Source organism: Pseudanabaena sp. CCNP1317 (assembly GCF_034931345.1).
GTDB lineage: Bacteria > Cyanobacteriota > Cyanobacteriia > Pseudanabaenales > Pseudanabaenaceae > Pseudanabaena > Pseudanabaena galeata.
Genome location: NZ_JAYGIF010000012.1, coordinates 43,942 through 67,704, shown reverse-complemented (window position 1 = coordinate 67,704; position 23,763 = coordinate 43,942). Strand labels below are relative to the sequence as shown.

General features: G+C 42.7%; 18 protein-coding genes and 1 tRNA gene. 8 read left to right on the top strand and 11 right to left on the bottom strand.

Features of this window, described 5'->3' with window-relative positions:
- Window positions 1–48: 48 nt before the first annotated feature.
- On the top strand, window positions 49–3,477 hold the full coding sequence (locus tag VB775_RS06575; protein WP_281007629.1) for a PAS domain S-box protein: 3,429 nt from the start codon (window positions 49–51) through the stop codon (window positions 3,475–3,477).
- A 74-nt stretch (window positions 3,478–3,551) separates the two neighbouring features.
- On the top strand, window positions 3,552–5,291 hold the full coding sequence (locus tag VB775_RS06570) for a putative bifunctional diguanylate cyclase/phosphodiesterase (protein ID WP_281007628.1): 1,740 nt from the start codon (window positions 3,552–3,554) through the stop codon (window positions 5,289–5,291).
- Window positions 5,292–5,483: 192 nt separating this feature from the next.
- Here the strand turns inward: VB775_RS06570 and VB775_RS06565 are convergent, their stop codons facing one another.
- Both VB775_RS06565 and VB775_RS06560 read right to left on the bottom strand, forming a co-directional pair.
- Complete coding sequence (locus VB775_RS06565) at window positions 5,484–6,368, bottom strand: DUF72 domain-containing protein (RefSeq protein ID WP_323216665.1); 885 nt, start codon at window positions 6,366–6,368, stop codon at window positions 5,484–5,486.
- A 262-nt stretch (window positions 6,369–6,630) separates the two neighbouring features.
- Window positions 6,631–7,002 carry a response regulator gene (locus VB775_RS06560; protein WP_281007626.1) on the bottom strand — a complete coding sequence of 124 codons (372 nt, stop codon included), beginning with the start codon at window positions 7,000–7,002 and terminating at the stop codon, window positions 6,631–6,633.
- A gap of 419 nt (window positions 7,003–7,421) precedes the next feature.
- Here VB775_RS06560 and VB775_RS06555 point away from each other — a divergent pair, with 419 nt between their 5' ends.
- Complete coding sequence (locus VB775_RS06555; protein WP_281007625.1) at window positions 7,422–8,405, top strand: ABC transporter ATP-binding protein; 984 nt, start codon at window positions 7,422–7,424, stop codon at window positions 8,403–8,405.
- Between the two features lie 90 nt (window positions 8,406–8,495).
- Here the strand turns inward: VB775_RS06555 and VB775_RS06550 are convergent, their stop codons facing one another.
- From VB775_RS06550 to VB775_RS06540, 3 genes are all read right to left on the bottom strand, one after another.
- Window positions 8,496–9,857: a hypothetical protein gene (locus VB775_RS06550; protein WP_281007624.1), complete on the bottom strand. Its 1,362-nt coding sequence runs from the start codon at window positions 9,855–9,857 to the stop codon at window positions 8,496–8,498.
- Window positions 9,858–9,924: 67 nt separating this feature from the next.
- A tRNA-Ala gene (locus tag VB775_RS06545) sits at window positions 9,925–9,997 on the bottom strand.
- Window positions 9,998–10,482: 485 nt separating this feature from the next.
- Window positions 10,483–11,217, bottom strand: coding sequence for a DUF305 domain-containing protein (locus tag VB775_RS06540; protein WP_281007623.1), 735 nt, complete (start codon window positions 11,215–11,217; stop codon window positions 10,483–10,485).
- 247 nt (window positions 11,218–11,464) lie between these two features.
- On the opposite strand from VB775_RS06540, the gene VB775_RS06535 reads away from it, so the two are divergent.
- From VB775_RS06535 to VB775_RS06525, 3 genes are all read left to right on the top strand, one after another.
- Window positions 11,465–11,902: a heavy metal-responsive transcriptional regulator gene (locus tag VB775_RS06535; RefSeq protein WP_281007622.1), complete on the top strand. Its 438-nt coding sequence runs from the start codon at window positions 11,465–11,467 to the stop codon at window positions 11,900–11,902.
- A 63-nt stretch (window positions 11,903–11,965) separates the two neighbouring features.
- Complete coding sequence (locus VB775_RS06530; RefSeq protein ID WP_281007621.1) at window positions 11,966–14,230, top strand: heavy metal translocating P-type ATPase; 2,265 nt, start codon at window positions 11,966–11,968, stop codon at window positions 14,228–14,230.
- Between the two features lie 11 nt (window positions 14,231–14,241).
- Entirely contained in the window at window positions 14,242–14,760 is a 519-nt protein-coding gene (locus VB775_RS06525; RefSeq protein WP_281007620.1) for a cupredoxin domain-containing protein, read from the top strand.
- A gap of 270 nt (window positions 14,761–15,030) precedes the next feature.
- Here VB775_RS06525 and radA read toward each other — a convergent pair whose 3' ends face one another.
- From radA to cysS, 3 genes are all read right to left on the bottom strand, one after another.
- Complete coding sequence (gene radA, locus VB775_RS06520; protein WP_281007619.1) at window positions 15,031–16,464, bottom strand: DNA repair protein RadA; 1,434 nt, start codon at window positions 16,462–16,464, stop codon at window positions 15,031–15,033.
- A gap of 453 nt (window positions 16,465–16,917) precedes the next feature.
- Window positions 16,918–17,043 (bottom strand): hypothetical protein, encoded by a 126-nt coding sequence (locus VB775_RS06515; protein ID WP_323216663.1) that lies wholly within the window; start codon window positions 17,041–17,043, stop codon window positions 16,918–16,920.
- A gap of 110 nt (window positions 17,044–17,153) precedes the next feature.
- On the bottom strand, window positions 17,154–18,596 hold the full coding sequence (gene cysS / locus VB775_RS06510; protein ID WP_281007618.1) for a cysteine--tRNA ligase: 1,443 nt from the start codon (window positions 18,594–18,596) through the stop codon (window positions 17,154–17,156).
- Window positions 18,597–18,846: 250 nt separating this feature from the next.
- On the opposite strand from cysS, the gene VB775_RS06505 reads away from it, so the two are divergent.
- Complete coding sequence (locus tag VB775_RS06505; RefSeq protein ID WP_281007617.1) at window positions 18,847–19,467, top strand: Uma2 family endonuclease; 621 nt, start codon at window positions 18,847–18,849, stop codon at window positions 19,465–19,467.
- Between the two features lie 69 nt (window positions 19,468–19,536).
- On the opposite strand, the gene VB775_RS06500 is transcribed toward VB775_RS06505, so the two are convergent.
- The 3 genes from VB775_RS06500 to VB775_RS06490 all read right to left on the bottom strand — a co-directional run bounded on the left by VB775_RS06500 (window position 19,537) and on the right by VB775_RS06490 (window position 22,657).
- Window positions 19,537–20,493, bottom strand: a complete 957-nt coding sequence (locus tag VB775_RS06500; protein WP_281007616.1) for an AEC family transporter — start codon at window positions 20,491–20,493, stop codon at window positions 19,537–19,539.
- Window positions 20,480–22,339, bottom strand: coding sequence for an N-acetylmuramoyl-L-alanine amidase (locus tag VB775_RS06495; RefSeq protein WP_281007615.1), 1,860 nt, complete (start codon window positions 22,337–22,339; stop codon window positions 20,480–20,482). Before VB775_RS06495 ends, VB775_RS06500 begins: the two co-directional genes overlap by 14 nt.
- Window positions 22,340–22,417: 78 nt before the next feature.
- Window positions 22,418–22,657: an antitoxin gene (locus tag VB775_RS06490; protein WP_281007614.1), complete on the bottom strand. Its 240-nt coding sequence runs from the start codon at window positions 22,655–22,657 to the stop codon at window positions 22,418–22,420.
- Window positions 22,658–22,773: 116 nt separating this feature from the next.
- Here VB775_RS06490 and VB775_RS06485 point away from each other — a divergent pair, with 116 nt between their 5' ends.
- A complete protein-coding gene (locus VB775_RS06485) occupies window positions 22,774–23,715 on the top strand; it encodes an NAD-dependent epimerase/dehydratase family protein (RefSeq protein WP_281007612.1) in 942 nt (313 codons plus the stop codon).
- Window positions 23,716–23,763 lie beyond the last annotated feature (48 nt).

The window sequence follows — 23,763 nt, the reverse complement described above, 5'->3', positions numbered from 1 at the left end:
ATAGTGCTGTGCGCTGAAGCAAAAAACAACCAGTTTTATTAATTAGCTATGAGCAACCCAACGATCCTTTGTGTTGACGACGAACGCAATGTTCTTCTTAGCATTAGAACTCAATTAATGCGCTACTTTCCTGATTTCATGATTGAAATTGCCGAAAGTGCAGAGGAAGCCCTAGAGGTTGTTGAGGATCTGATCGATAGTGGACACGAACTTCCCCTCGTCATTGCCGATCAGATTATGCCTAACATGAGAGGCGATCAGTTTTTGATCGAACTCCACGATCGCTATCCCAAAATCCTTAAGGTAATGCTCACGGGACAAGCCCGCGCCGAAGATGTTGGCAATGTCGTCAATCGCGGCAACCTCTATCGGTTTATGTCAAAGCCTTGGAATGAGAACGATCTTCACCTAACTGTATCTGAAGCTTTGCGAAGTTATAAAAAAGATCGCACCATCGAAGAGCAGTATGTAGCCCTCGAACGAGCCAAATTAGAGCTAGAGATCCTTAATGCCAACCTAGAAAAGCAAGTGCGAGAACGTACTCAACAACTGCAACGGAGCGAAGAACACTATCGCATTCTTTCAGAAATGAGTCCTGTTGGCATCTTTCGCAACGATTCCAAAGGAAATTGCACGTATGCCAATGCCAAAACCCTCCTAATCACTGGACTTTCTATCGACGAAAGTTTAGGTAATGGCTGGAGTAAGAACTTACATCCCGACGAGATCGTCAGAGTATATGCCGATTGGACAAACTTTGTCGAACAGTCAAATCTTGGACATAATGTCGAATATTGCATCGAACATCAATATCTCTATCCTGATGGTTCAACCAAATGGGGCTTTGTACAAGCCGTTCCCGAACGCAGTGCCAATGGTGATGTCGTGGGCTTTGTCGGCTCAGTCTCTGATATTAGCGATCGCAAAGCAAATGAAGAAGCCTTAAGGATAAGCGAACAAAAACAACGAGCTTTAATTGAAGCTTTACCAGACTTAGTAATGCGGGTTAGCCGAGAAGGAATATATCTTGATTTCTACTCGACTAGTAACTTTAAAGTAATTGGTAAAACTGGTGACTTTATCGGTACTAATTTAAAAGATACCCTTCCTCACGAGTTAGCAGAAAGACGCATGAATGCGATTCATAATGCTTTAGCAACAAAGCAAATCCAAGTATATGAGCAAGAAATTTTAGTGGGGGGACTCTTACAAATTGAAGAATGTAGGGTGGTAGCTTGTGGCGAAAATGAAGTTCTGATCTTGGGTCGTGATATCAGCGATCGCAAACTTGCAGAAATAGCTTTACGAGAAAGTGAATCCCATAAAGCCGCCTTAATTAGAGCTTTGCCAGATCTCATCATGCGAATCCATAAAGATGGAACTTATCTTGAATTCCATAGTACAAATAGCTTTAAAGTATTTGGAGAAGCTAAAGACTTTGTGGGAACTCATCTAGATAAGGATTTATCTCCTAACTTAGTTGAACAAAGAATGAAGATGATCGAAGAGGCTCTTCAAACTGGCGATATTCAACTCTATGAGCAAGAGATCTTGGTAGATGGCAAAGTACAAACTGAAGAAGTGAGAATTGTCCCTTATACGGATGATGAAGTTTTGCTTTTAGTTAGAGATATAAGCGATCGCAAGCAATCAGAATTAGCACTCCAAAGTTTATTGGAAGGTACAGCTTCTGTCACTGGCAAAGAGTTTTTTCCAGAGTTAGTGAAACATATTGCGATCGCCCTTGATGTTTCCAATGTCTTCATTACTAAATTGGCTGGAGAAAACCTAGAAACTGTAGCATGGTATACAAACAACCAGATTCAGCCAAATCTTACTTATCCAATTGATCATACTCCCTGCGGATCAGCTTTTCGTAATGGCATCTACAACTGTTCTTCTGGAGTAAAACAGCTATTTCCTCTTGATGAGGATTTGGTAAAAATGGAAGCAGATAATTACATGGGCATGGCTCTACAAAATTCAGCAGGAGAGAAGATTGGGGTGATTTGCGTATTAAATCACGAACCTTTAGATAATCCAAAACGGGCGGAAATATTACTGAGGATTTTTGGTGCGAGAGCATCTGCCGAACTTGAGAGAATGCAAGTATTTGAAGACTTGCAAGTATTAAATGCCGAGCTGGAGCAGCGTGTACAAGAACGAACAAAGGAACTGTCAAAAGCACGTAACTTTTTAGAAGCAATTATTGAAAATATACCAGTGGCTCTATTTGTCAAAAATGGCAAAGAAGAAAATTTTGGCGAATTTTTGCTATGTAATAATACCTGTGAAAGGATGTTTGGTTTGACAAGAGAGCAGGCAATTGGTAATTCTCTTTATGATTTGTTTCCAAAAGAGCAATCTGATTTCTTTAAAAAAAAGGATCGTTCGTCATTTGCGCTCGGTAGAATTGAAGATATTCCTGAAGAACCAATTGATAGTTTGTCGTTGGGGCGGAGAATTCTTCATACTATTAAAGTTCCTATATTCGATGAGCATGGTAACCCCGATTATTTGATTTGTATTTCTGAAGATATTAGCGATCGCAAAGCCACGGAACTAGAACGCGATCAGCTTCTCCAAGAATTATCTCAACTAAACAAAAGTCTCGAACTGCGAGTTAAAGAACGAACCACTGCACTCATAAAGGCTCAAGATCGAATTATTGCCCAAGAAAAACTTGCATCCCTTGGTACACTCACTGCTGGTATAGCCCATGAGTTACGCAATCCTCTAAACTTTGTCACAAACTATGCAAAAGGCTCGATTGAACTCAGTCAAGAATTGCTAGAGACAATTCAGCCTTTGTTCCCTTCTTTGGATCTCGACACCTCAGATTTTGTCACAACTGTGATCGCCGATATCCAAGAAAATGCCACGACGATTTGTAACCATAGTCAAAGAGCCGAAAATATCATCTCTAATATGATGCAACATGCGCGTACTGATGAGGCTAAGGCAGCCCCACAACTGACTCAAATTAATGATTTGCTTGACCAATCCTTAAAACTGGCTTATCACAGTAAAAAAATGCTAGACAACAACTTCAACATCACAATTCTGACTGACTATACTGCTAATTTAGATTTAGTTGATCTAGTAACGGGATCGATGAGTAGGGCTTTCATTAATATCATTGAAAATGCCTGTGATGCCATGCGTTACCAAAAGAATCTCCTAGATTCCTCTAAAGACGCAGAAAACTATCGTCCAACACTCAGCCTTTCGACGCTCAGTCTCGGCGATCGCGTCGAGATTAGGATTCGTGACAATGGTTGTGGTATTCCCCCAGAGATCCAAAGCCAGATCTTAGATCCTTTCTTTACAACTAAACCTCCAGGAGAAGGCACTGGGTTAGGGCTTTTCCTTACTCACGATATAATCGTTAAGCAACATAAAGGTACTTTAACTATTAATCCAAATGCTGGTCAATTTACTGAAATAATTGTTACCATACCTTACAGATATACTTAAGAAATAAGCTACTAATTCCAAACCAAAATAATTTACAAACTGGTATTTAAGGATACCTACGCCAAAACTCAACTATGAAAGAAGGGACAAATTTAGTATTAGTCGTTGATGATGAGTTTGAAATTCAACGCCTGTTTAAGCAGATATTTAGAAAAAGAATTCGGAATGGAGAGCTAAGTTTTCAATTTGCTCAAAATGGGGTGGAAGCACTAGAGATTATCCGAGAATCAAATTCGATTGACATGATCTTGACTGACATCCAAATGCCAAAGATGGATGGATTAACCTTATTGACAAACTTAGCAGAGTTTGAATCTCCCCTAAAAGCCGTAGTTATTTCTGCATTTGGCGACATGAAAAACATTCGCACCGCGATGAATCGTGGGGCGTTTGACTTTTTGATGAAGCCCATTGACTTTGAAGATTTAGAAATTACAATTAACAAAACTCTAGCATTTGTTCACGATTTACGCGCACAAAAGCAAAAACTGCAATCAACCCTAGATCGCCTCCATAGTCTAGTTTTTTACGATCAACTGACAGGCTTAAGTAATCGCTATGGACTACTCCAAAAAATCGCTAAATGTATTGAAATAAAGCGATCAAAAGGAATGTATTTCGCTGTATTAAAGCTAGATGTAGAACGCTATCCCATCATTAAATCTGGATTTGGTCATAAACTTAGCGATCGCCTCTTAGTTGAAATTGCTCGTCGATTGGAAAACTGGGACATTCCATCTAAGTTTGTTGCCAGATTGGAAAACAACGAATTTGCGATACTGCTAGAGGATGTTGAGGATTTATCGGCTATTGAGAACTACATTGAACAACTTCATCAACTTTTCAACCTTCCTGTTCAGCTTGAGGAGATTAGCGTATCATCAAAAACTCATATAGGAGTAGTCACTAGCGATTTAGAAGATAGCCAACCAGAAGACTTTTTGAGAGCGGCTGATACAGCCTTCGACTATGCAAGAAATGATAGGGAGGGGACGATTTTCTTTAATGATAGTATGCAACAGAAGGCTATCCACCGAGTCAACCTTGAAGTCAATTTGCAAGAAGCGATAGAAGCTAAGCAAATCTTAGTATACTATCAGCCAATTTTTTCATTGCAGACAGGAAAAATCAAAGGCTTTGAAGCTTTAGCTCGCTGGCTAACCCCAAATAAGAGATGGATTTCACCCCTAGAGTTTATTCCATTGGCAGAAGAAACAGGTTTAATTGTTCCATTAGGTCGTTGTCTCTTGTCAGAAGCTTGCGCTCAAATGGGGCGATGGAAACATCAATTTCCTGACATTTGCCCAGAAAGTATTAGCGTTAATTTATCGAGTTTACAACTAACTAATTCAGAGCTATTGGAAGATATCGATCGCAGTCTCCTCTCCGCAGGCTTGAATGGGGAAAGCATGAATTTAGAGATTACTGAGAGTGTTCTAATGGAAAATGTCAAAACTGCGGTCAATGTTTTAGCGCAACTGCGGGAACGCTCTATTGGAATTTCAATTGATGATTTTGGTACAGGTTATTCTTCTCTTTCTTATCTCCAATCCTTACCCATCACTGCCCTAAAGATTGATCGTTCATTTATTAAAGATATTGACACTAATTCAAATAGCTTAGAAATTACTTCGATGATTATTAACTTATCTAATCAGTTGAAATTGAAGGTAGTTGCTGAGGGGATAGACAAAGAAGCACATACTAACGTTTTGCGATCGCTTTCCTGTGACTATGGACAGGGGTTTCTGTTTTCTCCACCAGTTGACGCAACTGCGGCGACCAATCTAATCGCTGCTCAAAGTTTTAAGTAGCGCATCATAATTAAAACCTAAAACCAGAAGCTGTCCCGCCCGCTACGCAGGCGGGACAGCTTCTGGTTTTTTAGTTTACTTAACGTGAATTCGATATAGCCATTTACGGCGTGCTTCGCACGCCGCAAATGGCGAAAAATGGTAAGAATCGCTAAGCGATTCTTACCATTTTTCGCTTTTGTCGAACTGACGTTAAAAGAGAGTTAATTGTTGTGGTGGCGCAATTAGTGTATCCCAAGGTAATGCTGGCACAGGAATATTGGCTTTTTCTAACATTTCCTGAAAATATTTGGCATTATGGGGCGATCGCTCTTCGATCGGGCAATGCATAAAGAAATAAATTTGGGTTCCCTGTATGAGCCATTCCCGTAAATAAGTTTCCCATTCTTGCCAAAAGCGAATATTCAAATTGCGATCAGGATGGCTGATAAACCGCACAATACTAAAAGGGGCTGTCACCAGAGGTTGCAAAGGTAAATTGGGCTTGCGGCGCTCCTGTTGAACTAGGATCGATAAAGCAGGATCAATGTCATCACCAAAGGGCAAATCATATATGGGGCGCGAATCTAGCAATACCCGACCGATCCCTAAGCTCTGTAATAACTGATTGAGGCGATCGCTATGATTTGGCTTAAACCAATCAGCATGACGCACTTCTAAAGCGATTTGATAATCTTGAGTCGGTAATGCTTTCAGGAAATTTTTGAGATCAGCAAAATTTGCAGGGCTATAGCTGGGTGGTAACTGGATAAATGACACACCTAAGCGATCGCCAAAACCCGATATCAAATCTAAAAACTTGAAAGCCTGCTCGATATAAGACATCAGCAAACCATTATGGGTGAAATGTTTCGGGAATTTTGGACAAAAGCGAAATTCTGAGGGTGTATCCTTTGCCCAACGCTCGATGGTTTGGCGATCGGGGATTACATAAAAAGTGGAATTCACCTCTACTGTCATTAGGCGATCGCTATAAAGCGGCAAAAATTCCGTTGTACGACTACCCCTAGGATAAAAATCACCTACCCAACCCTTATAAGCCCAAACCGCACAACCTAAGTAAAAATTAGAACTCATATTCTTGAAATGCTCTTGACATTCAGTAATTCTCATTATGAATATCGGTTATTTGAAAGCCCGCCAAAGGCGGGCTTTCAAATAACCGATATTAGTGTTTCCAGCGCCGAAGGCGCTGGAAACACTAATATCGGTTCCATAATGAGAATTGCAGCTTGACATTTGAGATACAAATTCTACAAACAAGGGGCTTAAGCCCCTTTTGCCTACCCTAAAATCTCTCTATAAAACAGAGAGGGGCGCAACGCGCCTCTCTCTGTTTTTACTTGACTTGGCTAAGTAACTGCTTAATTGTTTTGATTAATTCAGGTGGATGATAGGGCTTAGTTAAGTAAGCATCGGCTCCCTGCTTCATGCCCCAATACTTATCAAACTCCTCACTTTTGGTTGTACACATAATTACGGGTACATCCTTCGTAGAGGTATTATTTTTGATCCAACGGCATAACTCATAACCATTCATTTGAGGCATGACCACATCAGTAACAACGAGATCGGGCGTTAAAGCTTTGAGCTTTTCTACTGCCTCAGCACCGTTGTTTGCTTCTGTAACTTCCATACCATGTTGCTTTAAATGTGCCGAGACCATCTCCAACACCATCGGACTATCGTCCACTACGAGGACTTTTACCATGACTGCTTTCCTTGTTTTCCAATTGTGCGCTAGCGTACATCGTCATCAAAACTCAATACTTTTAAGAATTAAGTCAGTTTAGAACGATCAATTGCTAATGCAATCATAAAATTTCTAAAACCTTAAAAATAAGATAAGGTTAAGAATATTGCCTTATCAACATTACCCAATCAACACTAACTGTATTAACTGTTTTTTTGATTGTGTCTTTACAGAATTGTTGAGTTAACGTTATCTAAGTCAGTCAATACAGTCCGTTGAGGCTTTGTATAGTCCAAGAAATTTTTTAAAAGGCTCGCTAATCGAGCCTTTTAAAAAATTTCTTGGCTTTCAAGAAAGCGCAAAGCACTGTATAACCATATCAATGAAAGAATCGATATTGTTGACAGTATATCAGAATGCATCTTGGTTAGAGCGTTATGGCGATGGTTACAGTTGAAGGTTTGAGCAAAATTTATAGTATTGCCGTCAAGGATTCAGGACTAATTGGCACTATCAAACATTTTTGGCATCGTCAATATCGATCAATTGCAGCCGTTAAAGATATCTCCTTTGAGATTAGCCTAGGCGAAATAGTTGGTTTTTTAGGTCCAAATGGCGCAGGCAAAACTACAACACTGAAAATGTTGACAGGCTTAATCCACCCTTCGGCTGGGCAGATTCAAGTTGCAGGGCATATTCCCTTTCGCAGAAACTCTGATTTTTTGCAAAAAATTACCTTAGTCATGGGACAGAAACAGCAGTTAATTTGGGATCTGCCAGCCCTAGATTCATTAAAAATGAATGCGGCGGTGTATGACATTCCTGAAAAAGTTTTTAAGCATAGACTCGGTGAACTTACAGAGATGCTATCGCTGGAAGGCAAACTCACTCAACCCATGCGAAAGCTCTCCCTTGGTGAGCGGATGAAAGCCGAATTATTAGCGGCTCTATTGCACCAACCCCAAGTTTTATTTTTAGATGAGCCAACCTTGGGCTTAGATGTGAATGCTCAGGCAAGTGTGCGGGAGTTTTTGCGGGAATATAATCAGCGCTACCAAGCGACGATTTTGCTGACAAGTCACTATATGGCGGACATCACGGCGCTATGTAAACGCGTGCTGCTAATCCACGAAGGAGGGCTAATTTATGATGGTAGTCTCGATGGCTTGCATGATAACTTTGCTCCCTATCGGGAAGTGCGGGTGGAGTTAGCTCAACCGATAGGCGATCGCGAGGATTTACAAAAGTACGGTCAAATTCTAAATATCGATGGTCAAGCGGTTTGTTTTTTAGTGCCAAGGGAAGATTTGACTAAGACTGTTTCTCAAATTCTTGCCGAATTAGAAATTCTAGATTTATCAGTAAATGAACCTGCGATCGAAGAAGTAATTGGTCGCGTTTTCCGTGCTGGAAGTGTTTAGACCCCAAAAAAGAGGCAGCGCTTCGCGCCACCTCTTTTTTGGGGCTACGGTAGACTCAAGTAAAAAGTACGGCGCATTGCGCCGTACTTTTTACTTGAGATATTTCGCAATTTCGGCAATGGTGACAGGCTCATTCGATTCACTGGGGAGATCGACAACGATGAGATAGCCCTCGATTTTGCCTTTGCCGACCGTATTTAAAGCATCAAGAATTTTGGGCATATCAGCTTTGATCAAACTGCCGCGATCGTCGTAAATTTCGATCGCTGAGAGACATCCCAAGGTGGCATTCCAGTCAAAGTTTTTGGGATTGACCACTTTATCTTTATTACGGAAAAAGTCGATCGCTGCACCACTGCCATGTATCCGAAATAGCGATCGTCCCACATTTCCCGCCCAAAAGGTTTGCTGAATCGGTGCATAAGCCCGCCATGACGGAGGCAAAAGAGCTTGATATGCTTGTAAATTACCCGTAAATTTACCTTTTTGGTTTGGTAAAAAAGCATTCACACCATCCTCAAAAGGCACAAACAAATTTACTAGCGAAAATTGTCCATAGGCATGAAAAAACTCATCATCAGGTTGCCGTGAAATTCCTTCCATTCGATATAGCCCTTGAGGTGTGCGACCATTTGTAAAGTACCAGTCCAGATTGCGAACAGACTGAAGTAATAATGGCACTGACCAAAGCTGCGGCCCCTGTTTTAAAAATTTGCCGTTGCGATCTTTGATTAGGGTTAGACATAAAACATCGCGATTAGGACGACAGAGAACATATACATGGGCTTGCTGAGGCGCAACTTGCCATTTTAGTAAATCCGTAAGATTGGGAATTGTTTTTGGCTTGTCGGCTACGAGGCGATCGCTAGGCAGATTTTGCAATGTAACACGCAGATGGAGATCTTGCTGCCACTTAGGAAAGCGTTGTTGCACCTTGAGTTTAAGTTTTGCAAGTTGGTTCGGGTCAGCATTTGTAGACTTAGCGATCGCCGCTAAAGATAGCGCGACCCATTGAGAATCATCACTGGAATTTATTGTGCGTAAAAAATGTGGTTGCAGCTTGCCATAAACATCAGGCTTAAGCGTATACATGTCTAAACTTACCTGCATTGCCATATCAATGATCCCCTTTTGCGGATCACTGAGATTTGCGGCTGTGGTCAGCTTTAAAACATTTTCGAGGGCTTGCACGGCATAGCTTTTGTCTAGCGCTAAAACCCCGATCGCCCATAGAGACTCTTGCCAATGGGTCGCATTGCTGTCTGTAATTGGATATTTTTTGAGGTCAAATCTCCTTGGATTTGCCTTTTGTTTCTGGTCTAGTATTTGAGCATCTCTAGCGATCGCCGTAGCTTTAGTCTGGAAAGCACGGATCGGTGGAGTTTGGGCTTTGACTGGTTGAGATGGGGTAGCGGCGAGTAAAAAGGCGATCGCGACTACAGCACTAGACATAAATTGATACATAATTTCTTGTCACAAGAAAATAGGGAAAGCGCTTTGCACTTTCCCTATTTTAGTATGGAGCTAAGCGGATTCGAACCGCTGGCCCTCTCAATGCCATTGAGATGCGCTACCAACTGCGCTATAGCCCCAGAAGTTTGCTAATTAAATTACTAATTAATTTATTAGCTTGTCTATAATCGCGCAAATCGAGATTTATGTCAAATGCGATCGCTAAAAAAATAAAAACTATGGAAGCGCCGCAACTCGTCTTCTGGTTTTGCGTACTAATATCAAGTGACAACAGCTATAAAGGCTATTTCGCGTACCAACTTTTGCGCTATTGCTGCAATGGCTTTAAGGCAAGAAAACAACTTTAACGTGAGTTCGATATAGCCATTTGCGGCGTGCTTCGCACGCCGCAAATGGCGAAAAAAGGTAAGAATCGCTAAGCGATTCTTACCTTTTTTCGCTTTCGTCGAACTGACGTTAACTTTACTCCCTTCCCACCGAAGAAATAGACATATAAAACCAAGAAATAGACGTTGCGGCGCGAAGCGCCGCAACGTCTATTCTTTCACTGGGAAGGGAGTAAGAGGATTTGAAGTTTTAATTCTGCAATAGGTGCTGAATTGGGCTATTTATACCAAGTTTGATACCACTGACGCATCTGTTCGATTTCTTGACTTTGAGATTGAACGATCGCATTAGAGAGAGATCTCATTTCAGCGCGATCGCTGTCAACGATCATGCTAGACATCATCAACGCCATTTTGTGATGGGGAATCATCTCAGCAATAAAGGCTTTATCAAAATCAGGAGCAGTTTCGAGGGTTTTCAGATCAACTGCCATCATGTTCTGCATTCCCATCGGTCTTTTCGTTACCATTGGCTTTTTCATTCCCATCATGCTGCGATGATTCATGGCAGTCGGAACATCTGTAACATACCATTGCTTATACCAAGACTTCATTTGCCCGATTTCACGGGTTTGATCGTTCTTGATTGACTCGGCAAGCTTTCTAATCTCAGGACGTTTAGAGAGTTTGAGGGCTAGATCTGCCATTTGGATTGCCCCTTCATGGTGTGGAATCATCATTTCGATAAAATGGCGATCAGCTTGCTCACCTGCCATCATCATGCCATGCATCATCATGCCTTGTTGAGGCATCATTGGTCTTTGAGTAATTGAACTTGGCTTTGTACTTGTAGAGGCTTGTGGTGTTTGCTCTGCTTGAACGATGTTGGTAGATGCGATCGCTACGGCTGTGCTACCGACGAGAATACTCGCTACACCCAAGAGTAATGCTTTGTATTTTTTGGGACTATTCTGACTTTCTCTGGCAGAGTCTTGAGAATCTTTAGAGTTCATAGATTTTCCCTAACGTTATATTTCTACACTAATTCAAGAAAATGAAATCAGAATGAAATCTACTCTTTTGAGAGGAAACTTAACAAGCGTACAATGCTTACTAGACCTTACTTTATGCTTATTCCATAAATATCTAAAAAAATATAACTTGCAGGACTTGACTCTCCATTTGGCTGGAGAGTGTATAAGTAGTTTAAGTTGATTTGCATCTAAATCACTTGAGTTTTTAGGAGGCAAAGATCTAACTATGGTGGATACATTATCTCAAACCCAAAACAAAGATCAGCTATTACTTCAAATAGGTCAAGTCGCAGTCCAGAGTCAAGTTCCGATTAAAACGATTCGCTATTATGAAGAACTCGGCTTATTAAAATCTTCAGAACGTACTGAAGGAGGATTTCGTTTATTCGCTCCTAATACGATCGCCCGAATAGCTTTTATCAAACGGTTACAGAAACTGGGATTGAGCCTACAAGAGATTGCAGAGATTTTGAAAGTTCATGATCGTGGTTTGGCTCCTTGCGCTGAGATTAAGCAACAACTGGAGCATCAGATCCTAGAGATTGATCGGCGAGTTACCGAATTGATGACTTTGCGTGGTGAGATTAGCGCATTGCTCGATGACTGGACTCCCACGGCAAAGTCTGCCACAGAAGAGATTTGTCCAATTTTACAGCAGCAATGATGATGTGCCGCCCAGAGTGCGGCACATCATCACTCAAAATACTTATTTAGAAAAGCAAAACCAATGGCAAAGATAACAATGAAGCTCCGAGGAATGCACTGTGCCTCTTGCGCCAGTAGCATCGAATCAATGACCCGATCACTGGCTGGTGTGGCTAGCAGTAATGTCAACTTTGCGATCGAGCAAATAGCGATCGATTACAATCCTCAAAAAACTAGTCCTGATGCGATTCAAAAAGCGATCACTAACCTTGGTTATGAAGCATTTGTGCCAGATTTATCGACAAATGGCGAAGATGCAGATAAAGAAGCACGGTTAACTGAATTACAGGACTTAACTCGCAAAGTTGGATTAGGTGGTGTGATTAGCACAATTTTAGTAATCGGTTCGCTACCGATGATGACAGGATTGAATATTCCCTTTATTCCTGCTTGGCTACATAATTTTTGGTTACAGCTTGTTCTTGCTCTACCTGTGCAGATTTGGTGTGGAAATTCTTTTTATATCGGTGCGTGGAAAGCCTTTAAGAATCACACCGCCACGATGGATACATTGATTGCATTAGGTACAATGGCGGCTTTTTGCTATTCCCTCACCGTTACCTTAAATCCTAGCTTCTTCATCGCTCAAGGTTTACAGCCTGAGGTTTACTACGAGGTTTCTGTAGTGGTAATTACGCTGATTTTACTGGGTAAACTGTTTGAGAATCGCGCCAAGGGAGAAACCTCCGACGCAATTCGGAAGTTAATGGGATTGCAACCAAAAACGGCGCGAATCCTCCGTGATGGTCAAGAATTTGATATTCCCATTGCAGATGTGCTGATTGGTGATGTCGTACTTGTGCGTCCAGGGGAGAAAATTCCTGTCGATGGCGAAGCGATCGCAGGTAACTCCACTGTCGATGAATCCATGATTACAGGCGAAAGTATTCCCGTTGAGAAGAAAAGTGGCGATCGCGTGATCGGTGCGACCATGAATAGAACTGGAAGCTTACAGATTCGAGCTAGTCATGTGGGCAAAGATACCGTACTAGCACAGATCGTGCAGCTTGTGCAGCAGGCTCAAGGCTCGAAAGCGCCGATTCAGAGATTGGCGGATCAAGTGACAGGTTGGTTTGTACCTGTGGTTATTTCCATCGCGATCGCGACATTTTTGATCTGGTTCAACGTTATGGGCAACTTGACACTGGCGACTATTTCCGCCGTTGGTGTGCTGATTATTGCCTGTCCTTGTGCATTGGGCTTAGCGGCTCCTACTTCGATTATGGTGGGAACTGGCAAAGGCGCAGAAAATGGCATCTTGATTAAAGATGCTGGCAGTTTGGAACTAGCCCATAAAATTCAAACCATTGTTTTAGATAAAACAGGAACCGTTACGGAAGGTAAACCCACTGTAACGGACTTTTTTGCCCTCACCCCCAGCCACTCTCCCACAGAGGAGAGGGGAGAAAGAGAATTATTGCAACTGGTGGCAGCGATCGAGCGTAATTCAGAGCATCCTTTAGCGGAGGCAGTTGTAGAATATGCCAAACAGCAAGGGCTGGATCTACCTAATGTGATTGAGTTTGAGGCGATTTCTGGTAGCGGAGTCCAAGGCAAAGTTGGTAATACGTTGGTGCAAGTTGGAACAAGACGCTGGATGGATGAACTCAAAATTGATACGAGTGCATTGCACCAATATCAAGATGCTTGGGAAGTGGGCGGTAAAACAGTGGTGTTGATTGCGGTTGATAGCGTAGCCAGAGGATTAATTGGAATAGCCGATCAAGTTAAGGCTTCTTCCCATGCGGCGGTTGATGCTTTACAACGAATGAAAATCGAAGTTGTGATGCTCACAGGTGATAATTTGCCAACGGCTGAAGCGATCGCCCGTGAAGTTGGCATTAAGAGAGTCTTTGCTCAAGTGCGTCCCGATCAAAAGGCGGCAAAAATCAAGGAGTTGCAATCCGAAGGCAAGATCGTCGCGATGGTCGGCGATGGCATCAATGACGCTCCTGCCTTGGCTCAAGCAAATGTCGGTATTGCGATCGGTACGGGTACGGATGTGGCGATCGCCGCCAGCGATATTACCCTGATCTCAGGCGATCTCCAAGGGATTGTCACCGCCATCCAACTCAGCCGCGCCACGATTCGCAATATCCAACAAAATCTCTTCTTTGCTTTTATCTATAACGTTGCAGGTATTCCCATCGCCGCAGGGATTCTTTTCCCCTTCTTTGGGTGGCTACTCAATCCAATTATTGCAGGTGGCGCGATGGCATTTAGTTCTGTCTCTGTGGTCACTAATGCTTTGCGGCTACGCGGATTCCGTCCCAATGTTACTAACTAGAAAATACACTTATGCTAAAACTTAAATTGATCAACCTCATGCTTAGCCTCTCTTTTATGGGAGCGATCGCCTCAAGTGCATCGGCAGCAGAAATGAGTGGAATGGCTAAGGACCATACTACGCGATCGCCTCAATTTCAAAGAATTGAACAACCTCTTGCGCTTAAAATCGGCTTAACTGTAGGTGGTCTAACCCTAATCAGCACTCAGCTATGGTGGTTTCTTTTCAGTAAGCCAAAGTCTCAACAAGCAAAAACAAGTAATGGTGTACAAGAAATCAGCATCACTGTAGATGGTGGTTATAGTCCTTCGCTAGTAAACGTGAAACGTGGACTACCTGTGCGCTTAAAGTTTATACGTCGCGATCCTAGTAGCTGTTTGGAAAAGGTTCTATTTCCTGAGTTCCACATCGCTCAAGATTTGGTGCTAAATGCAACCACCCCAATCGAGTTTACGCCGCAAACCGTAGGAAGTTATCAATTTTCCTGTGGGATGAATATGTTTCACGGAGCCATCAATGTAGAAGAGTAAAAAGTGATGAATAAATCAAGCAATCACTTAGAGCTTGTTTTAGAAGTCTCCTGTCTAGCATAAATTTCTGCATTTACCCCCCTTAATCCCCCCTTACAAAGGGGAGAAACTTAAATCCTCCCCCTTTGCAAGGGGGGGGGTTAGAGGGGGTAAAAAACTTCTCAAACACCGTCTTAAGTACTTGTGCAAAATAAATTACCAAAACCCGTAAAGTTGCGCTCCTTCGGGGCGCAACTTTACGGGTTTTGGTAATTTATTTTGCACAAGTACTTATTCATCGATAGGTTTAGCAACTTCAAACTTAGTGCGTGGCAAAGCTGCCACGATCGCATCGAGCACTTTACTCACAGGAATAACTTCCATTCCATAGTCCTGCATCACCTGCATACTCGGAATAATGGCTCGTTTAAATCCTAACTTCGCCGCTTCCTTTAGACGTAAATCTAATTGCGATACGGGGCGCACCTGCCCACCAAGTCCCACTTCACCAATCATCACTGTGCGCGGATCTACCGTGCGATCGCGAAAACTTGCAGCAACAGCGATCGCTACTCCCAAATCCACCGCAGGTTCCGCCACATTCAATCCACCCGCAGCCGCCACATAAGCATCAAGTTTTGATAAAGGAATCCCAATTCTTTTTTCGAGAACTGCGAGAATTTGCAGAAAGCGATTGGTTTCAATACCCGTTGTCGTGCGACGTGGAGAAGAATAACTGGTAGGACTGACAAGGGCTTGCAATTCCACCACAATCGGGCGTGTTCCCTCACAGGCAACAATTGTGGCAGTTCCGGGGACAGATTCATCACGATTACCGAGAAATAATTCCGAAGGATTGGAAACCTCACGCAAGCCGCGATCAATCATTTCAAAAACACCGATTTCCTGCGTTGCTCCAAATCTATTTTTGACCGATCGCAATAATCTATGAGTAGCAAAGCGATCGCCTTCAAAATAGAGAACTGTATCCACCATATGTTCTAACACTTTGGGCCCCGCGATCGAGCCTTCCTTAGTCACATGACCAACGATAAATAGTGAGATATTCTCACGTTTAGCCACTCGCATCAACGCCGCCGTGCATTCCCGTACTTGCGAAACGGAACCGGGGGCAGCATTTAAGTTGGAGAAGTAGAGCGCTTGAATACTATCAATTACCGCAACCGTGGGTCGAAGAGATTGTAATTCTCTTAAGACAGTTTCTAAATCCGTTTCCGCTAACAAATAGAGATCATCAGAATTCTCTTCTAAGATCCCCAACCTTTGCGATCGCAGTTTTACCTGTTGCGCTGACTCCTCGGCACAGACATAGAGCGTGGGATAGCGGCTCATCAATTTTTGCGCCATACCCAATAAGAGCGTACTTTTGCCAATCCCCGGTTCTCCACCAATCAGCACAAGGGAACCTGCGACAATGCCACCACCCAATACGCGATCGAGTTCTTCATACCCAGAAGGAGATCGGGCTTGGTCATTGTCGGTAATTTGCGAGAGAGTTAAGGATTCTCTAGGTTTTGCCTTGCCCGTGGATTTGGCTGTACCAAGATGCGAGAATGTGGCGATCGCATTGGTATTTGTAGACATGACAGGTATCAGTTCCTCTTGCAAGGTTCCCCAACTGGAGCAAGCGGGACATTTCCCATACATCTGCGGGAAGTCTTCACCGCAGTTATTACATACATATCGACTTTTTGCTTTTGCCATTATTTAAAGGTTTTGTTGCATTTCTTTCGACAAACTAATTCAATGGTCTAGTAAGCCCATGAGTCGAGTCTTCTAATCACTTTTTAATTTCAATGATAGTTTCTAATAGGGCAAGCGCTAGAATCATAACACCAGCAAGTAATATCCACTATTATCCTGCTTTCACGACAATTAGCCTCTCAATTTTTTTGAGTACAATCCAAGACTATAGCAATCCTAAATAGGTTGTGAGAGTGCGCCCCAAAGGGGCGCACTCTCACAACACTATACAAAATCCTTAAGGGCATCTCTAAAAATAGATGCTACGCCTATTTTTAGAGATGCCCTATAGTGGAGATTTCTCGATGTGTTTACGAAATTTGATAGCGTCGATGATTAATATCAATTCACAAAAGTGTTGGCACACCTTCATAAATTGGTATTAATCCCACCATAGTGGAACTGTTTTATTGATCACAAGCGATCGCTTAAGTAGCTCAAATCCATAATTCTCATCAGAGAGATGTTATAGCTATAGCCACCTGTATCAGGACAAATCAAAACCCAGATAGTGTGAGGCGGCGCTTCGCGCCGCCTCACACTATCTGGGTTTTATGTCCTAACAAGAATGGCGACAGCTATATCGCCATTTGTACCGACTTCTCTTACCTGTTGATATTTATCCATATATTTAGTGAGTTTATGATTAATTACGCCCTGAGCCATCGGGTTGTACCATCTTTTTGATCAACGAGGGTAATGCCTAAAGCTTTTAACTCATCTCGAATGCGATCACCTTCTTGATAATTTTTTGCCTTCTTAGCCTCAATCCTTTGTTGAATTAGCGATTCTATTTCTGGATCACTAATGTTTTCCACCGTGACTTGGCGATCGCTAATATTCGCAACAAAACCCAAAATGCTGGTCATATAGCTAAGGGCTTGCCAATCTTGAAATAGAACCTCAGAACTCGCAGCAGTTTTACCTGCATGGGATAGCGAGTTGCGCTCTGAGCGTAATTTCTTAGCTAGTTCAAACACATGGGACATCGCCACAGAAGTATTAAAATCATCATCCATCGCTTCTTCAAAACAGGCGATCGCTTCTCCTACATCGCTTCGAGTAGGAATTTCTATATTTTCCCAACCTAACTTTGCGCCAAAATCTGCTGCAAACAGCATTCCATCGCGAATCGTTTCCCAGCCCTTCGTTGCCGCATTAATCGCTTCTTCGGTAAAGTCAATCGGTTGCCGATATTGCGCTTGCAAGATAAATAAACGGATTGCCATTGGGTGGAAATGAGTAACCAGATCCCGAATAGTTGTGAAATTATTTAGCGATTTCGACATCTTCTCGCCATCAATATTCACAAATCCGTTATGCATCCAATAGTTGGCAAGTGGCTTTGCATAAGCCGCTTCGGACTGCGCGATTTCATTCTCATGGTGGGGAAACTGTAAATCCGTGCCACCTGCATGAATATCGATCGTTTCACCTAACCGCGATCGCACCATCGCTGAGCATTCGATATGCCAACCAGGTCTTCCATTTCCCCAAGGTGATGACCAAAAAGGCTCATTGGGCTTAGCGGATTTCCATAAGGCAAAGTCAAAGGGATAACGCTTATAGGGTTCCTGTTCATCTACGCGACCACTTGCCCCTGCTTGCATATCTTCGAGTTTGCGTCCCGACAACTTGCCATAGCAAGGAAACTTCTGCACTGCATAATAGACATCGCCACCAGAGGCATAGGCATAGTTGCGATCGATTAACTGCTGGATCAAATCAACAATTTCGGGGATTGTCTCTGTAGCGCGAGGATAATCATCGGCTTGGGCAATATTCAGCTTTGCCATGTCTTCATCGTAGGCAGCGATATATTGCTCTGCGATCGCCTGCATGGTTGTGTCATTTTCTTGCGCCTTTTTTAAGATCTTGTCGTCAATGTCCGTAATATTCTGAACATATTTAATTTGATATTTTGTCGCCAAATAGCGCCGAATCATGTCCCAAACTACATAGGCTCTAGCATGACCTAAGTGGCAGTAGTTATAGACAGTTACACCACAAACATACATTTTCACAATCCCCGTTTCGAGGGGAATAAAGTCTTCTTTGCGACGAGTAAGTGTGTTGTAGAGGCGAAGGGTCATGGATTTGAGTATTTTCGATTATCTAGGCGCGAAGCAATTATACAGCATGGCTTTGCTACGAAAATATCTGTTAATCATGCTACTTACCAATTGATAATTAAACTTAGTAAGGGTAATAGCGAATCAAGAAATGGCGTAGCCATTTCTTGATTCGCTATTACCTTCAAAACCACCAAAAAAGTCGGAACTCTAAGCCTCTAACCAAAGCCAACACTGCTAAAATATCCAAAAGCACAACTTCATAAAAGCTATGGTTATTGCCAACTCTTCATCACCACTAACCATTCTCGAAAATGGCGATCGCCTTAATCGAGACGAATTTGAGCGGCGTTATACAGCATCTAATATCAAAAAAGCAGAACTAATCGAAGGCATCGTACACGTGGCATCTCCCCTACGCTTTACCCCACATGGTAAACCCCATAGCCAAATCATTGGCTGGCTAGTTACCTATCAATCAATGGTCGAGGGGCTAGAAGTTGGTATTGAGCCAACAGTCAGGCTTGATGACGACAACGAACCTCAACCCGATGCTGTACTTTTCCGTGTTGATGGCAGTGCCAAAATAGATGATGATGGTTATATTTCAGGTGCACCCGAACTGATTGCTGAAATTGCTGCTAGTACAGTTTCTTACGATCTACACAGCAAAAAACGTACCTACGAACGTAACGGCGTAAAGGAATACATCGTCTGGCGAACATTAGATCGTCAAATCGATTGGTTCATTCTCGAAAATGGCAAATATAGTAGATTAGAACCTGATCAATCAGGAATTATCCGTAGCCAAGAGTTTTTAGGTTTGTGGCTAAATGTAACCGCAATTTTGAACAATGATATGTCATCAGTTCTCAAGACTTTGCAGAATTAAAAGATGCGATGTTTGATGGCGCGGCTTCGCTGCGCCATCAAACATCGCCTCCTTATTGAATTGAATTCTTTAGCCAAAAAATACGATCCAGATCGGCAGCATAAAGATTAGTCCGATGAAAGAAAAGGCGATCGTGCTAATTAGTAAATCACGATCAAGATTGTAAACTTCTGCAAGAATTAGCACCGATAAACCCGTGGGCGTACCCGACATTAAAGTAAGAATTAGTCGCGGATCATGGCGCAGTCCAAACATTGTCGCTCCCAAACCGATCGCTAAAGGTACAATTCCCACACGCAAAAAAGCAGCGATCGCCGCAGGTTTCAGACTGTCCCACTTCTCGATTTTGCCTAATCGCAATCCCACTAGAGACAAAGCAAAGGCGATCGTCACCCATATCCCCATATCTAGCCCTGACTCGATCACCTCAGGTAAACCTATGGGGCGCGTATACCAACCAATCGCAAAAGCCCAGAGACTCGGCACAGTCGCCACATCCAGCAATAACTTCCACCAAGGCGGCTTCACATCGCTTTTGCCAAAATAGCTAGCAATAAAAACCGCAATTCCATAGTTACCAGCGACATTACTGGCGATACTATATAAAACTGCCCAATCCGCATAGGTAGAACTTGCTAGAGAAGTTGTCAGAGTCAAGCCCACAAATCCTGTATTGCCTAGCATCGTCGCCAAAATAAAGCTACCCAAACTAGAGCGATCGCTATCTTCCTGTTTTGCAAACTGCCAACCGACTAGAGCCAATAGCCAACTGAGAATCAGCGCCGCGATCGCCACATAGGGAATATAGGGAGTATCAGAAAATTGCGTGTGTCTGGCAAGGACAAATAATTGCAGTGGTACTCCTACCCAATAAAGGGTGACACCCATGAATTTGGAAGTATTGATTGGCGCAAATCTAGATGCTACCAAACCAACGCCCGTCCATAGCATCAATGGGATATAAGCATTGATCAGTTCGCCAAAATGGAAGATAGACCAAAATTGGTTGGGATCACTTAGCAGCATTCAAAATCCATTCGGTAACGCCGTCAGCGAGGGTCTTAGCAAGTAGCATTTGCTGTTGTGGATCGATAATCCATTCAAATTCAACAGGATTAATCATAAAACCTAATTCCAAAAGTACGGATGGAGCAGTTGTGGGACGGACTAGGGCAAGATTATTCCAAAAAACGCCATAATCACGACGATTTAGATTTTTAGAAAGGTAGGTATTAATAAACTTGGCAAAATCTTGCGCTTGGGGATTGTACCAAAAGGTTCCTATCCCTGACGTATTAATTGCATCGCCATGATCGGGCAGAGCATTGTAATGAATGCTAATCGCTAGTGTTGGTTCTTCACGATCAATTTGGGCAACCCTTGGTTCCAATAGGATATCGGAATCATCATTGCGGGTCATGCTCACCTTTGCCCCACGATTTTGCAATTCAGTTTGGAACAGTTTTGATGTGATCAGGTTGACATCTTTTTCGGGGTATCCTGTGGGACCTCGCGCTCCTAGGTCTTGGTCGCTGCCATGGCCTGCATCAATGAGAATTTTTACGCCTTGAAGTGGTTGAGAATTATCTGATGTATTAGACGAAAGAATCGGTGGATGCTTGAGGGATAAGATTAAGTTTGTCCCTTGATAGCGAACTTTATATCCCCATTGCTGCTTGGGTTTGAGACTAATTGTATAGGTCACCTTATTTGGGTCAGTTTGTACCCATTCCAGCTTATTAATAATCGATTCTGGATCGATTGAAATCGTATCTGTTTGAGCAGTCACATTATATAGTGTCAGCGTAAATAGACGATCGCCCTGTTTAATGGCGATTGGTACTGGTACTTCTAGGGGAATGGTCACCTCTGTCCATACATTATTAGGATAGTCAGCTTGATTGGCTTGATTGACAACTCGCTTAGTATTAATACTTCGCACAATTGAGGGTGGTGGAGTCTCGGCTGGTTGGATCTTCGTCATGCTCTTGCGTACCCAGCCGCCATAGCCAAGTCTGAGCCAATCGCCTTGAAGCCCTGTAACTACGTCTTTGACTCCTTGAGGTAAAGGCGTGAGTCGTGAGAAATCAGTACTTGCACCAGTTCTAGCATCCGCAGCGATCGCGGTTACTTCGGCAACTTGGATATTTTGAGAAGAGAGAATCTCCACTTTACCTTTGGCTTTTTGCTTGACCACGCGATCGCCAGATTGATCCTTGATCCGCATTTCATACTCAGGTTGACCTAGTTTACTGGCGGTTTCAAAGGTAGTGCAGCCACGAAAATATCCTGAAGGTGATTCGCTAGTGGCTTCGTTATTGCCTGTCAATACTGAAGAATTTGGTGGTAATTGGATATTGCGACGACGAGGTAACAAGGGGATTTCGCGATCGCCTATTCTGACTAGAGCCGTGGCGTTGGGTGTGGCGATCGCATCGAAGCAGATTCTTTCATTGGGTTGTCGCGCAATATCGACAGTGGGGAATAGAGATTCTGGGATAAAACCAATATCTTTAGGAGGTAAGGTGATGCGAGACTCCCGTAAGACTTTGACATTGATCTGGCGTTCATTACGGCGATCGCCTGTTGCATCGACATACTTGATCTCAAACTTGTTTTCTCCAAGGGCAAGCGGCAAACTTGGAGCGAAATGTCCAGCATCAGTACGTTCGATGGGATTGCCATTAATACTGACCTTGCCTTCTTTGGGAGCCGTACCAATAAAAAACAGGCGATCGCTGGTGGTTTTATGTTGTAGCGGTGGATAGGTGAGATGTAGTTGTGTGGGGGGGACAAAGTTTTGAGCGCCTACTGCGATCGCAAAGACAAAGCTCAACAGTCCAATCACAAATATTCTAATCAGTCGCCGCATAATTCCTACTACTTAATTAGTGATGCAGTAAATCATTACTAATATTATCTCTATGGAGGTTTTTAAAATAAGTCATAACTAAAATTGAATATCATCAAGTGGAAGTAAATCTTGATCAATATCGGGAAATTCTTCATCAATATCGTCAAGTGTTGGTAATAAATCTAATAAAGATTTTTTCTTATAGGGTTCAATAATTAGTCTTTCTCCTTCTTTGCGAATAATCACATTATTACTAGACATAGCAAATGCTTGGGGAATATTCAGAGCTTGGTTATGTCCATTGCGAAACAGACGGATTTGATATTGGGTAACCATAATTTTTGCCCCATCTGCCTTAGGAAAACATCGTTTATATTATAACTCCATTGATCTAGGGACAGCGCAAAACGATATATTCTGTGTTTAGGAAATGTAATGAGAATCAGTTAAAAATGAAAATTTTAGTAATGGGCGGCACAAGATTTATCGGTGTGTCGCTAGTCAAATTGTTGGTGTCCCAAGGACATGAAGTAACTCTATTTAATCGCGGTAAAAAGCCCTCACCCGTTGCAGGACTACGAACAATTATCGGCGATCGCACTGATTCACAGCAATTACAAGACAAGCTTGGTGGTGAATCCTTTGATGCGATTTTTGATAACAATGGTCGGGAACTAAGTGACACCCAGCCCCTTGTAGAAATCTTTCGCGATCGCCTTCAGCACTTTGTGTACATGAGTTCCGCAGGTGTATATCTCGATAGCGATATTCTGCCCTATCACGAAGCCGATGCCACTGATCCGAAAAGCCGACATAAGGGCAAGTTAGACACCGAAGCATATTTGCAAAAGGTACGCGCTGAATCAGGATTCCCCTATACTTCCATTCGTCCTACTTATATATATGGACCACAAAACTATAACGATGTGGAAGCTTGGTTTTTTGATCGAATTGTCCGCGATCGTCCAATGCCGATCCCTGCTAATGGCAAGTTTATTACTCAACTTGGTCATGTCGAAGATCTCGCTTCGGCGATGGCAGCAGTTTTGGATAATCAAAAGGCGATCGGCGAAATATACAATATTTCCGATACCCGCTATGTGACTTTTATCGGACTTGCTAAACAATGCGCGATCGCCGCAGGTAAAGATCCGAGTCAACTTAACTTTGTTTATTACAATCCCAAAGATTTTGACTTTGGCAAAAAGAAAGCTTTCCCCTTCCGCTTGCAGCATTTCTTTGCGACCGTCACCAAAGCCCAGCAAGATCTAAACTGGAATCCTAAGTATGATCTCTTGTCTGGCTTGAAAACATCGTTTGAGTATGACTATATTCCTTCCAATCGTCAGCACGCCGATATTGATTTCTCCACAGATGACCAAATCTTGAAATAGTTTTGTGATTTATCGGAAGTATGCGCCGCATACTTCCGATAAATCATA